Source organism: Burkholderia sp. ZZQ-2 (genome assembly GCF_050768715.1).
Lineage (GTDB): Bacteria > Pseudomonadota > Gammaproteobacteria > Burkholderiales > Burkholderiaceae > Burkholderia > Burkholderia cepacia.
Genome location: NZ_LDVA01000321.1, coordinates 1 through 13,309, shown reverse-complemented (window position 1 = coordinate 13,309; position 13,309 = coordinate 1). Strand labels below are relative to the sequence as shown.

Sequence of the window (13,309 nt, the reverse complement as noted above, 5' to 3'; positions counted from 1 at the left end):
CGCCGCGCGAAGGGGCGCGGCGCCCGGACAGAACGAGAAGGAGACTTCATGAAGAAGCTGATTGTCGCGGGTGTCGTCGCAGGCATATCGACGCTCGCATCGGCCCAGCAGGCGGGCGACAACGTCGCGACGCTGGGCTGGTTGCACATCATGCCGCAGGATTCGACCAACGGGCTCACGACGAATCTCGCCGGCATGCCGATCAACGGGCCGCTGCGCCTGCCCGGGTCGTTCACGTCGCCCGGCACGAGCCTGACCGTCAACAACGCCGATACGGTCGGCCTGACGCTCACGCACTTCTTTACCGACCACATCGCGGTGACGTCGGTGCTCGGCGTGCCGCCCGAGTTCACGCTGACCGGGCACGGCACGATCAAGCCGCCGGGCCCGTCCGGCGCGCTGGGCAGCGTCAACATGGACAACCCGGCCAACCAGCCGGCCGTGAAGAACGCAAGGCAGTGGAGCCCGACGATCATTCTGCAGTACTACTTCAATTCGCCGACGGCGAAGTTCCGCCCGTTCGTCGGGATCGGCGTGGCCTACAGCTGGTTCAGCAACATCGAACTGAACGGCAACTTTGCGAAGGACATCAACGAAAACCTCGGCAGCGTGCTCGCGGCGGGCGCCGGCAAGCCGGGGCCGACGTCGGTCGAGGGCAAGGCGTCGTCGTCGTTCACGCCGGTCTACAACGTGGGCGCGAGCTACGCGATCGACAAGCACTGGGGGCTGACGGCGACGCTGACGTACATGCCGCTGAAGACCTACTCGTCGCTCGTGATCAAGGCGGCCGACGGTTCGACGCTCGCCACCACGCGCACACGGTTGAAGGCGGATCCGCTGATCACGTTCGTCGGGATTTCCTACAAGTTCTGAGCCGTCCGGCGCGCATGACGCGCACCGGCGGCTTCCTGCGACCGTCGGGCCGGAACGATCCGGCCGGGCGGTCGAGTTCCTGGCGGCGTGCCGCCATTTGTGAAAAGAGGGGGCAGTTCAAATGAGCATTCGCAAAATCGTATCGCTTGTTGCTGCAGTGGCTTTCACCGCGGTTTCCGCCGCGCCTGCTTTCGCAGTCACCGTTTCGCGGGCTGATGGTCAGCCGATGAACCCGAATGGCGAGCCGTTCTCGGCGACCGGGCTCACGAACCTCAGCAAGGGCGCGATCAGCGCAGGCTGTACCGCGACGTTCAACGGCACGATCACGTCGACCGGCATCGTCAACATCACGTCGACGACGTTCTCGGGCGGCGCGACATGCTCGCTGATCAACGGCAGCGCGAGCAGCACGTCGCCGTGGACGGGGCAGGCCGACAGCACGACGCAATTGTCGATCAACAACGTGAAGGTGAACGTCACGCTGCTCGGCACCTGCGGGCCGAGCAAGGTTGTCACGACGTGGAGCGATACGAACTCTTCGCTGACGTTCAATAACGCCACGCTGACGCCGGATTGCACGGTGGGCGGTACGGTGCTGACGTCGCCGAAGTTCCACGTGCAGTAAGCGTCGCGGATCGAAGCGGGTACCCGCCGCGCGCGAGGGTCGTGCGACAGGTGCGGCGGGTATTTGCGGATTCGAAGGGTTCGTGCCGTCGTGCGCATCGGCGCGACGGCCGGATTCATTCGACAGAGCGGTCGCGATTCTCGTGTAAGGCCGCCATATATCAAGAGAGAGGCCGTACAGATGAACATTCGTCAAATTGCATCGCTTGTTGCTGCAGTGGCATTCACCGCGGGTTCGGCCGCGCCTGCTTTTGCAGTGACCGTTTCGCGCGTGGACGGCCTGCCGATGAATCCCAATGGCGAACCGTTTTCCGCGTCGGGGCTCACATCGCTCCAGAAGGGCGCGTTCAGTCCGATCAACTGTACGACGACGGTCAACGGCACCGTCACGCCGACCGGCATCGTCAACATCACGTCGACCCAGTTCACCGGCGGCACATTGTGCGTGTTGTTCACCGGTAGCGCGAGCAGTGCGGCGCCATGGACGGGAAACGTGGACAGCACGACGCAAGTGTCGATCAACAACGTGAAGCTGGACATGCGGGTACTCGGTACTTGTGGACCGAGCAAGGTCACGACGGCGTGGAGTGATCCGGACTCGCGCGTGACGCTCAACAACGCCGTGCTGACGCCGGATTGCACGGTGAACGTGCTGGCTCGCGACGTCGCCGAAGTTCCACGTGCAGTAAGCGTCGGGCATCGATGCGGGGAACTCGCCTTGCACGAAGGCCGTGCGGGATGTGCGCGGGTTGCCGCTTCGTCGATGCGCTCGAGCCGTCTTCCGTATCAGCGTGACGACAGGCTGGCCGCACGTATCGCGATCCGATGCGTGTGGCGTTGCAGGGTCGGTACGGCGTACCGCGCCATCCGATTCGACTGAATTACCACTATTCCAAATTGGCCAGAACTATCCCGGAAGACCCATGCTTACCGATCCAGCAAAGTATGGAGATGCGCGCGGCGCGACGCCTGACCGGCTGCGCACGGCCGCGTGGCTGCAGTACCTGATCGAACATCTCGACGCTGCCGCTTGCGTAGCGATGGCGGCCGACGCCGGCGACACGACCGTCGCCGCGTCGCAGGCGATACGCATGCGGACAGGCGCGAATCTGTCTCGTGACGCAACGGCCGCGCTTCACGGGCTCGTACCGTGGATCGCATCGGACGGCAGCGCCTGTGCATGCGACCTGACCGACCCGCGCGGCGCATGCTCGCATGTGCCTTCGATACGGCAACTCGCCGAAGCCGAACGCTGCTGCCCCGGGTCGCGTGCCGCGTTCGACACCGCGCACGGCGTGATCGATGCGTGCGCATTCGACGATCCCGATGTCGGCTGGGCCGCACTCGAGCGGATTGCCGGCGGTCTCGAATGCAGCGGGGGGGATGCCGGCACATGCACCGCACATGAGACGGGCGCGCAGGGCGACACGCTGCCTGCGAAGAATCCGAGAGACAGGCTCGCCGTCATCGCGGCGGCGAGCGGAGAGACGTCGACCTTGCCGGGCGCCGTCATCGACGCGATCGTGCTGCGTGTGTGCGGGCCACGTGACGATGCATCGCGTATCGACGAGATGGCTGCGCTCGTGACGTTCTCGGCCGTGCTCGCTGCCGGCAACGGGACCTCCATCGCCGCGTATGGCGGTCAGCACAACCTCGTTGCGCGGGCGATCCGCACGCATCGCGCCGATCTGGCGTCGGTGGACGGGGTGCTCGCGGCGTTATCCGTATGCAGGCTGGATCGACTCGTCGGCGCGGGCAGCTTTTGGGCTTATTACCTGCTGGCGGGTATCGCGATCGCAGCGCCTGACGCCGTGCGGGAAATCGGCCGCCGTTTTCATGGCGACGAGTGGCAGGCGTGCCTCGATCACGTGCTCGCGTGGCCGGCGGTCAATCGCTTCGGGCCGAAGGAGGACATCGCATTCGACCGCCTGCGTGGCGCAATGAGCTTGACGTCGCGATGGAATCCGATCGTCCGCGGGAAGCGGATGCGGAAGCGGGCCGGTGTAGCGCCCTGATTCCACGAGCAAGGGGGCAAGGCCGGCTGACGCGCCAGCTTTTCCGAAGCCTCTTCCGAAGTAATCCACAAGGATGCCAAACGATTTGCGTACGCGCATCCTGATTCGCGCGCCATGCCGGACCCCGTTCGCTCACGCGAACGGGCATCGGGCGGCAGCGCGCCGAGCCGTCATGCCGTCATCAGTCCACACTGGCCGCACACCGCACACCGCACCATCCATCCCGCCTGCGCCCCCCGATTCCGGCGCCATCGCCCGAACGCAGTATGATTCCGCAAACGATGCCGGCGACCGCTTCGACGTCACTGCCCGCCCGCGTCGCCGAAGATCTGCCAAGCTTGCTGTAAGCCGGACGCAAACAGCCGCCGCGTGAGAGCGCCGCCGCGAACCCGCGTTCCGACCACCTTCATCGAAACGGTCAGTCAGATGTCAAAGCAAAACAAGAAAATCCTCCTCCTGAGCGTCAGCGCCGGCGCCGGCCATACCCGAGCGGCCGAAGCGATCCGTGCATTCGCCGACCACCATCCCGCCGGCATCGAAGCTACCCACCTGGACGTGATGGATTTCGTGTCCACCGGCTTCCGCAAGCTGTACACCGATCTCTACATCAAGCTCGTCAGCAGCCAGCCGGCGCTGTGGGGCTACCTGTACCAGAAGACGGACGAAGTCGATCCCGCCGCCCCGTCGCAGAAGATCCGGCGCGCGATCGAGCGGCTCAATTGCCGGGCGCTGCTCGCGGAGATCGAACGCCAGCGCCCCGACGCGATCATCTGCACGCACTTCCTGCCGGCCGAACTGCTGTCGCGCGAGATCCGCAAGGAGCGCATCGACACGCCGGTGTGGGTGCAGGTCACCGATTTCGACCTGCACAGCATGTGGGTCGTGCCGAACATGCGCGGTTATTTCGCGGCCAACGACGAGATCGCGTGGCGCATGCATGCCCGCGGCATGGCGCCTGAAACGGTGCACGTCAGCGGCATCCCGATCATGCCGGCGTTCGGTCAGCCTCTCGATCGCGCGGCCTGCGCGGCCGAGTACGGCCTCGATCCCGCGCGCCCGACCTTCCTGATGATGTCCGGCGGCGCGGGCCTCGGCGGGCTCGACGTGCTGGCGGCGCGCCTGCTCGGGATGGATGCCGACTTCCAGCTGATCGCGCTGGCCGGCAAGAACCAGGCGATGCTGGCATCGTTGCAGGAACTGGCCGCGCAACATCCGGGCCGGTTGTTTCCGCAGGGCTTCACGCAGCAGGTCGAGCGCCTGATGGCCTGCGCCGACCTCGTCATCACGAAGCCGGGCGGCCTGACGACGTCCGAATGTCTCGCGATGCAGTTGCCGATGATCGTCAACTCGCCGATTCCGGGCCAGGAAGAGCGCAATGCGGATTTCCTGCTCGAACAGGGTGTCGCGCTGAAGGCGATCGACGACGACGCGCTCGTCTACCGGATCCGCGCGCTGCTGCAGGCGCCGGAGCGCCTCGCCGACATGCGCCGCCGCCTCGCGCCGCTCGGCCGGCCGCTCGCCGGCCGCTTCGTGCTCGATCGCGTGCTGGGCCTGGAGCCTGCCGCATGAGCGGCGCGCGCTTCGTGCCGACGCGCCATACGCTGTTTGTCGTTGCATGGGTCGTGTTGCTCGCGTATTTCTTCGCGAACGTGGAGATCCAGATCGAAGGCAGCGCGGGCTGGGCGGCCAACCTGCCGACGTGGCGCATCGAGCATCACTGGCTGCTCGACATCTTCTGGGGCGGGCGGCCGATGACCGGCTACCACGCGTGGGTGTTCCCGTTCGTCGCGCTGTTCTTTCACTGGCCGGCCGTGTTCAACGGGCGGTGGTCGTGGCGCATCGAAGCGCGGATCGTCGCGTGCATCATGGTGTTCTGGCTGACCGAGGATTTCCTGTGGTTCGTGCTGAATCCGGCCTACGGTCTCGCCCGTTTCAATCCGGCCAACGTGCCGTGGCATATCCATTGGTTCGGCGTGGCACCGACCGACTACTGGACGATGAGCGCCGCCGCGATCGTGCTGTTCATTCTTTCCCGCGAGCGCAAGCGCGCGTTCTACTGATCCCCGACCCGACATGAAACTCGCCTTCATTGCCGTGCTTTCCGTCACGCTCGCCGGGCTCGTGCAGCCGGCCCATGCGGACCCGGCCTCCGAGGTGTCCGCCCGGCCGAGGCCGATCAAATGGGCGCAGGGTGTGACCGATGCGCATGTGAACAACCTGCATCGGATCACGCCGACGCTGTACCGCAGTGCGCAGCTGTCGCGCGCGGATGTGCCGGAACTGCAGAAGCTCGGCATTCGCAAGGTCATCAGCTTCCGTTCGTTTCACGCGGACGACAGCATCCTGGCCGGCACGCAGATCAAGATGCAGCGCATCCGGATCAACACCTGGGACATCCGCGACGAAGACATGGTCGCGGCGCTGAAGGCGCTGCGTACGGCCGACCAGGACGGCCCGGTGCTGATCCACTGCCAGCACGGCGCCGATCGTACCGGCCTCGTGTCGGCGTTGTACCGGATGGTGTACCAGGGCTGGACGCGCGAGCAGGCGCTCGACGAGCTGCAGCATGGCGGCTACGGGTTCCATCCGATCTGGCAGAACATCACGAACTATCTGAAGCGCGTGGATGTCGAGCGGTTACGGCAGGAGGTCAATAGCGGCTGAGCCGGAAAGGAAAAACGCCGCCGACGGGGACCGTCGGCGGCGTTTCTTTTTGGGCGGCCGGGCAACACGGCCGCCGTCGTCAAACCGTCTCCGGCTGCCGCACGGCCTTCGCGACATTCCGCGCCATCGCCCCGTTCGCGACGAAATAAGGCACGTCGACACGCGCGAGCGGCTGCTTGCCACGAATCTTGTCCGCGATTTTCTCCGCGATCATGATCGTCGGCGCATTGAGGTTGCCGGTCGTGATGATCGGCATGATCGACGCATCGACCACACGCAGCCCTTCCAGCCCGTGCACGCGGCCTTCTTCATCGACCACCGCCATATCGTCGTAACCCATCTTGCACGAGCACGACGGATGGAACGCGGTTTCCGCGCGGGCCCGCACGAACGCGTCGAGTTCCTTGTCGGTCTTGCAGTCCGCGCCCGGGTTCAGCTCGCGGCCGCGATAGCGGTCGAGCGCGGGTTGCCGCATGATTTCACGCGTCGCGCGGATCGCATCGCGGAACTCGCGCCAGTCGAGCGCTTCGGCCATGTAGTTGAACAGGATGCTCGGATGCTGGTTCGGATCGCGCGAGCGCAGCTTCACGCGGCCGCGGCTCGGCGAGCGCATCGAGCCCACGTGCGCCTGGAAGCCGTGCATCTCGATCGCGTTCGAGCCGTTGTAGTTGATCGCCACCGGCAGGAAGTGGTACTGGATGTTCGGCCACAGGTCGTCGTCGCGCGTGCGGATGAAGCCACCGGCTTCGAAGTGGTTGCTCGCGCCGAGGCCCGTGCCGTTCAGCATCCATTCGAGGCCGATCTTCGGCTGGTTCCACCACTTCAGCGCCGGGTACAGGGAGACGGGTTCCTTGCACTCGTACTGGATGTACATCTCCAGGTGATCCTGCAGGTTCTGGCCGACGCCGGGCAGGTCGAGCACGACGGGAATGTCGAGCTCTTTCAGCCAAGCGCCTGGGCCGACGCCCGAGCGCTGCAGCAGTTGCGGGGACGCGATCGCGCCGCTGCACACGAGCACTTCGCGGCGCGCGTGCGCGGTCGCACGTTCGTTGCCGCGCAGGTACGTGACGCCCGATGCGCGCTTGCCGTCGAACAGGATGCGATCGGCGAGCGCATGCGTGACGATCTCGAGGTTCGGCCGTGCACGCGCCTGGTCGAGGTAACCGCGCGCGGTGCTCGCCCGGCGGCCCTTCGGCGTGACGGTGCGGTCCATCGGGCCGAAGCCTTCCTGCTGATAGCCGTTCAGGTCGTCGGTGCGCGGATAGCCGGCCTGCACACCCGCGTCGACCATCGCCTCGAACAGCGGGTTCACACCCGGCTTGCTGGTCGTGACCGAAACGGGGCCGCTGCCGCCGTGATAGTCGTTCGGGCCGACGTCGCGCGTCTCGGCTTTCTTGAAGTACGGCAGGCAGTCGAGATACGTCCAGTTATCGAGGCCCTTGTGCGTCGACCAGTTGTCGTAGTCGAGCGCGTTGCCGCGGATGTAGCACATCCCGTTGATCAGCGACGAGCCGCCGAGCCCCTTGCCGCGCCCGCATTCCATCCGGCGGTTGTCCATGTGCGGCTCGGGGTCGGTTTCGTACGCCCAGTTGTAGCGGCGGCCCTGCAGCGGATAGGCGAGTGCCGCCGGCATCTGCGTGCGGAAGTCGAAGCGGTAGTCGGGGCCGCCCGCTTCGAGCAGCAGCACCGTCACGTCCGGATCTTCCGTCAGGCGCGTTGCGAGCACGTTGCCCGCGGAACCCGCGCCGCAGATGATGTAGTCGTATTCGCGTGTCGTCATGACGGTCAATCTCCTTTCGTGATCCTTAAAACACCGGGTTGTAGCGGCCGAGCTCGACCTGCACCGACTTGATTCGAGTGTAGTGCTCGAGCGTCGTGATGCCGTTCTCGCGTCCGACACCGGATTGCTTGTATCCGCCAACCGGCATCTCGGCCGGCGATTCGCCCCACGTGTTGATCCAGCAGATGCCGGCCTCGAGGCGATGGATCGTGCGGTGCGCGCGCGACAGGTTCTCCGTCACGACGCCGGCTGCGAGCCCGTAGTGCGTGTCGTTCGCGCGGGCGATCACTTCGTCTTCCGATTCGAAATCGAGGATGCTCATCACCGGCCCGAAGATTTCCTCGCGGACGATCTTCATGTCGTCGCGGCAATCGCCGAACACGGTCGGCGCGACGTACTGGCCGCCGCCGAAGTGGCCGTCTGTCAGGCGCGTGCCGCCGGCGAGCAGCTTCGCGCCTTCGGCCTTGCCGCTTTCGATGAAGCCGAGCACCTTGTCGAGCTGCGCGGCCGAGACGAGCGGGCCGAAGTTGGTGTCGGCGTCGGTCGGCTTGCCCACGCGGATGCGCTTCACGCGTTCGAGCACCTTCTGCGTGAACGCGTCCTTGACCGAACGGTGCACGAACACGCGCGTGCCGTTCGTGCAGACCTGGCCCGAGCTGAAGAAGTTGGCGGTGACCGCGATGTCGGCCGCGCGGTCGAGATCCGCATCGTCGAACACGATCAGCGGCGACTTGCCGCCGAGCTCCATCGTCACTTCCTTCAGCGACGATGCGCCGGCGAGCGACATCACCTTCTTGCCCGTCTCGACGCCGCCGGTGAACGACACCTTCGCGATGTCCGGATGGCCCGTCAGCAGCGCGCCGACCGAGCCGTCGCCCTGCACGACGTTGAACACGCCGGCCGGCACGCCGGCTTCCGTGTAGATTTCCGCGAGCTTCAGCGCGGTGAGCGGCGTGACTTCGCTCGGCTTGAACACCATCGCGTTGCCGGCCGCGAGCGCGGGCGCCGTCTTCCAGCACGCGATCTGGATCGGGTAGTTCCATGCGCCGATGCCCGCGCACACGCCGAGCGGCTCGCGCCGCGTGTAGACGAACGATTCGGCGCGCAGCGGCACCTGTAGCCCTTCGATCGCGGTGGCGAGGCCCGCGTAGTACTCGATCACGTCCGCGCCGGTGACGATGTCGACCGCGAGCGTCTCGGCGATCGGCTTGCCCGTGTCGCGCGTTTCCAGCGCCGCGAGTTCGTCGTTGCGCTCGCGCAGCAGGTTGACCGCGCGGCGCAGGATGCGCGAGCGCTGCATCGCGGTCATCGCGGCCCATTCACGCTGGCCTTCCTGCGCGGATGCAACCGCGCGATCGACGTCGGCCGCGCTGGCCTGCTGCACCTGCGCGAGCAGTTCGCCGGTGGCGGGATCGAAGGTGTCGAAAGTCTTGCCGCTCGTGGCGTCGACGTAACCGCCACCGATGTAGAGGCGCTGCAAACCGAATACGGACATGAGGATCTCCTTGAGGGCGACTGCGTCGCGCGTCAGTCGGACGCGAGCAGCAGGTCGATGTAATCGTGGGCGAGCTTCAATGCAGCCCGGGTGTCGATCGGGCCGCCGGCGAGTGCGCCGCGCAGCCACAGGCCGTCGATCAGCGCGGCGAGGCCGCCGGCGGCTTCGCGCGCTTGCGTGCGGGGCAACGCCTTCGCGAATTCCGCGCACAGGTTCGAATGGAGGCGCCGCGTGTTGACGTGCTGCAGGCGCTTGAGCATCGGGTCGTGCATGCTCTGCGACCAGAACGCGAGCCACGTCTTCATGACGGGCGCGCTCACCTGTGTGTCGTCGAAGTTCGCGGCGACGATCGCGCGCAGCCGCGAGCGCGGGTCCTTGCGTGCCGCCACGCGGCGGCGCGTGGTGGCCGACCACAGGTCGCGCAGCACGTGCCGCATCGTCGCTTCGAGCAGGCCGTCCTTGTCGCCGAAGTAGTGGCTGACGATACCCGTCGAGATGTTCGCGCGCTGCGCGACGGACGCGAGCGTCGTGCCGGGCAGGCCCGCTTCGTCGATCGAACGCAGCGTGGCGTCGATCAACTGTGCGCGGCGAATCTCCCGCATTCCGACTTTCGGCATCGCGACTCCCTTCGCCCGGACGGGCCGTCCATGGAAGTCGAGAGCTTAGCGGTTTTTTATTGATCGTTCAATCAACAAAAAATCGGGGTCTGACGGTGACGGCGGGTGCCGGGCAGACGAAAGGGCAGTCGGCCGTGCGTTGTGCAGGTGCGGAAAAATAATCGAAAGATGGTTAAGAAAACAGAAGTTTGTTTAAAACGCTTTCTGAAGTCGGCGATCAATCCGGTTAATCGTTGCGGGTGTCGAAGCGATTACGGAATGAAAGAATATTGAGCTGTGTGATATTCGGTGAAATATGGAAGCCGGTTGAAGAAGCGACGTCACGTTTCATTCATGAAAATTCGTTTTAAATAGGCGAATTAAACAGTTCAAGTTATTGAATTTAAATGAATATCGCATGGTAAGGCGGGATTCGACCGGCGCTCCGCAAACGATTGCGATCACCCTCGAAAGGATTCCGCCTAGCATAAAAAATGGCGGAATAATTTGAAGCGGCTGTATTTCCTGACAGAGTAGAGGGTATCGTTGGAATGACTTGAGTCAGTAATATTGTCCGTATTAGTATGGCGCCGCACTACGAGGAATGAATCGATGCCGCCGGTATTGCCGCGGTGCATTGGCCAATCGCGCGATTCGGATTGCGCGCGAAAACCGGCGCAGCCATTGCGCACCTGCAGCATGCCGCGACGTCGAGACGCCGCATCCACCGGAGAACGACGATGCTGACCGAAAAACACGTGGTCCCGCTACCGAATGGTCTGAAGGTCTACGTCGAACGGAACGTGTTCGACCCGGCGTTCGACACGGCGATGCTCGTCAACGGCGCGCTCGCGACGACCGCGTCGTTCGGGCAGACCGTCCAGTATCTCGGCGAGCGGATGAACACGATCTGCTTCGACCTGCCGTACGCGGGGCAGTCGCGCCAGCACAACCCGGGCTGCTTCATCCTGACGAAAGACGACGAAGCCGCGATCCTGCAGTACCTGGTCGAGCGTTTTGCGCCGGCCTACCTCGTGTCGGTGTCGTGGGGCGGCGTGGCGTCGCTGTTCGCGCTCGCACGCGGCTGCCCGAGCGTGCGGCGCGCGGCGATCTGCTCGTTCTCGCCGTTCCTGAACGACGCGATGGTCGACTACGTGACGCGCGCCCGCGACCACATCGCGGCCGGCGAGAACCTGAAGGCCGCGCAGTTGCTGAACGACACCGTCGGCCGCTACCTGCCGCGCATCATGAAGCTGTACAACTACCGCTATCTCACGCGCCTGCCGCGCGACGAGCAGGACCAGGTCGCGTTCCACGTCGACCAGATCCTGTCGCTGCAGCCCGAGCGCTACCTCAGCGAGTTCTCGAACATCGGCTGCGAGCTGCTGTTCCTGAACGGCGAGCGTGACGAATACACGACGCCCGCCGACGTGCGCCAGCTCGGCGCGCACGTGCCGCGCGCGCGGTTCGCGACGGTGCCGGACGCCGGCCACTTCCTCGATATCGAAGGCCGCGCGCAGCGCGAATACACGCGTGCGGCGCTGCTCGACTTTTTCTGCGGCGAGTCGTCGCTCGCCGCCGGCATCGCGCTCGCCGCCGCGCAGGCGTGCGTGCCCGCGCCGATGCACGCGCTGTCGTCGTGACGCCGCGCGCCGTGCGTCCGGTACGCAGCGCGCATCCGAATTCCCATCCCAACGAGGCAGGCCAGCCGTGAATATCGTTCAGACCATCGCCATCGTCGTTCCGTGGGCCGCGTGGCTCGCCTACTGGATCGCCACTTCGCAAGGCGTGAAGGCGACCGTGCGCAAGGAAGCGTCGCGCTCGCGCACGCTGCAGTCGATTCCGCTGATCGTCGGCGGCGCGCTGATCATCCTGCCCGATCCGTCGTGGCAGGCACTCGTGCCCGACTGGCAGCGTTTCGGCCTGCAGGCGCAGTGCGGGCTCGCGGTGCTGGTCGCGGGCCTGCTGTTCTCGGTGTGGGCGCGGCTGCATCTCGGCACGAACTGGAGCGTGTCGGTCACGCTGAAGGAAGACCATGAACTCGTGCGCACCGGGCCGTACGCGCTCGTGCGTCACCCGATCTATACGGGCTGCCTGATCGCGCTCGTCGGCGCCGCGCTGATCGGCGGCGAATGGCGCGGCGCGATCGGCGTGCTGCTCGTGTTCGCGTCGCTCGCGTACAAGGTGCGCGTCGAGGAAAGCTGGCTGACCGGGTATTTCGGGCCGGCATACACGCAGTACCGCCGCGAGGTCGCGGCGCTGATTCCCGGCTTCTACTGATCCCCGCGAGGCGCGCGATGGCGAAGATGATCGTGACCGCGATCGGCTCGGCGGGCGACGTGCATCCGCTGCTCGGCGTCGCGCGCACGCTCGCGGCGCGCGGTCACGACGTCGTGTTCTGCACGCACGCGCCGTTCGAGGCGGCCGTGCGCCATTGCGGGTTCGAATTCGTGCCGATCGGCACCGCGGCCGAATATGAGGCCGCGATGGCGAACCCCGCGCTGTGGGATTCGCGCACGTCGTTTCGCACGCTGTGGCAGGTGATCGCACCGACGCTGCGCCCGCACTACGACGCGCTGCGTGCGCTGGCCGACGGCGACACGGTGCTCGTCGGCACGCTGTGGGCGTTCTCCGCGCGCTTCATGCAGGAGCTGCACGGCACGCCGTACGTGTCGGTGCAGGTGTCGCCGTCGACGCTGCTGTCCGCGCATGCGCCGCCGACCCACCCGCGCCTGACGATTCCCGCGCGTTGGCCGCTGCCCGTGAAGGCGGCGCTGATGACGCTGATCGAGCGTCAGGTGCTCGATCGCACATGCGGCCCCGCGCTCAACGCGGTGCGCCGCGATCTCGGGCTCGCGCCCGCGCGGCGCGTGCTGGGCCGCTGGCTGCATTCCACCGACGGCGTGCTGTGCCTGTTTCCCGGCTGGTTCGCTCTGCCGCAGCCGGACTGGCCGTCGAATCATCTGCAAAGCGGTTTTCCGTTGTTCAACGATATTGCGACTCCCGACGACGATGTGGCACTCGATGCGTTTCTCGCGGCCGGCGAGCCCCCGGTCGTGTTCACGGCCGGTTCGACACGCGTCGATCACGCGGCCTACGCGCGCGCGGTGGCGGACGCGCTGCGCGCGACCGGCGCGCGCGGGATCCTGCTGACGCCGCACGATGCGGCGCCGGACGGCGACCGTTTGCTCGTGCGCCGCTTCGTGCCGATGCGCACGCTGCTGCCGCGCTGCCGCGCGCTCGTGCATCACGGCGGGATCGG

General features: G+C 66.0%; 12 protein-coding genes and 1 pseudogene. 10 read left to right on the top strand and 3 right to left on the bottom strand.

Translation table 11 applies throughout. The annotated features are described in order from the left end of the window. Window positions 1-48 precede the first annotated feature (48 nt). The 7 genes and pseudogenes from ABY44_RS29495 to ABY44_RS29465 all read left to right on the top strand — a co-directional run bounded on the left by ABY44_RS29495 (window position 49) and on the right by ABY44_RS29465 (window position 6,176). Window positions 49-873: an OmpW/AlkL family protein gene (locus ABY44_RS29495; RefSeq protein ID WP_027789759.1), complete on the top strand. Its 825-nt coding sequence runs from the start codon at window positions 49-51 to the stop codon at window positions 871-873. Between the two features lie 121 nt (window positions 874-994). Beyond that, on the top strand, window positions 995-1,498 hold the full coding sequence (locus tag ABY44_RS29490; protein ID WP_021160324.1) for a hypothetical protein: 504 nt from the start codon (window positions 995-997) through the stop codon (window positions 1,496-1,498). Window positions 1,499-1,678: 180 nt separating this feature from the next. Next, window positions 1,679-2,186, top strand: a pseudogene (locus ABY44_RS29485) (activator protein). Window positions 2,187-2,420: 234 nt separating this feature from the next. Further along, window positions 2,421-3,512 carry a hypothetical protein gene (locus tag ABY44_RS29480; protein WP_060173713.1) on the top strand — a complete coding sequence of 364 codons (1,092 nt, stop codon included), beginning with the start codon at window positions 2,421-2,423 and terminating at the stop codon, window positions 3,510-3,512. 426 nt (window positions 3,513-3,938) lie between these two features. Then, complete coding sequence (locus ABY44_RS29475; RefSeq protein WP_060173712.1) at window positions 3,939-5,081, top strand: MGDG synthase family glycosyltransferase; 1,143 nt, start codon at window positions 3,939-3,941, stop codon at window positions 5,079-5,081. Further along, entirely contained in the window at window positions 5,078-5,572 is a 495-nt protein-coding gene (locus ABY44_RS29470) for a hypothetical protein (RefSeq protein WP_059525169.1), read from the top strand. The genes ABY44_RS29475 and ABY44_RS29470 overlap by 4 nt, the downstream gene beginning before the upstream one ends. A 13-nt stretch (window positions 5,573-5,585) precedes the next feature. Continuing rightward, on the top strand, window positions 5,586-6,176 hold the full coding sequence (locus ABY44_RS29465; RefSeq protein ID WP_060173711.1) for a dual specificity protein phosphatase family protein: 591 nt from the start codon (window positions 5,586-5,588) through the stop codon (window positions 6,174-6,176). Window positions 6,177-6,255: 79 nt separating this feature from the next. Here ABY44_RS29465 and betA read toward each other — a convergent pair whose 3' ends face one another. From betA to betI, 3 genes are read right to left on the bottom strand one after another with little or no spacing between them, the layout of a single operon-like run. Further along, the gene (betA, locus tag ABY44_RS29460) at window positions 6,256-7,956 is read right to left on the bottom strand and encodes a choline dehydrogenase (RefSeq protein WP_060173710.1); all 1,701 of its coding nucleotides are present in this window, start codon (window positions 7,954-7,956) and stop codon (window positions 6,256-6,258) included. A gap of 25 nt (window positions 7,957-7,981) precedes the next feature. After that, window positions 7,982-9,451, bottom strand: coding sequence for a betaine-aldehyde dehydrogenase (betB, locus tag ABY44_RS29455; RefSeq protein ID WP_431642920.1), 1,470 nt, complete (start codon window positions 9,449-9,451; stop codon window positions 7,982-7,984). 32 nt (window positions 9,452-9,483) lie between these two features. Further along, entirely contained in the window at window positions 9,484-10,068 is a 585-nt protein-coding gene (gene betI, locus ABY44_RS29450) for a transcriptional regulator BetI (protein ID WP_027789747.1), read from the bottom strand. A gap of 719 nt (window positions 10,069-10,787) precedes the next feature. Between betI and ABY44_RS29445 the strand changes: the two genes are divergently transcribed. The 3 genes from ABY44_RS29445 to ABY44_RS29435 all read left to right on the top strand — a co-directional run. Next, window positions 10,788-11,690 carry an alpha/beta fold hydrolase gene (locus tag ABY44_RS29445; RefSeq protein WP_027789746.1) on the top strand — a complete coding sequence of 301 codons (903 nt, stop codon included), beginning with the start codon at window positions 10,788-10,790 and terminating at the stop codon, window positions 11,688-11,690. 67 nt (window positions 11,691-11,757) lie between these two features. Further along, window positions 11,758-12,327 (top strand): methyltransferase family protein, encoded by a 570-nt coding sequence (locus ABY44_RS29440; protein ID WP_027789745.1) that lies wholly within the window; start codon window positions 11,758-11,760, stop codon window positions 12,325-12,327. 17 nt (window positions 12,328-12,344) lie between these two features. Next, window positions 12,345-13,309: glycosyltransferase (locus ABY44_RS29435; RefSeq protein ID WP_431642918.1), on the top strand; the 965-nt coding region annotated here is incomplete at its 3' end.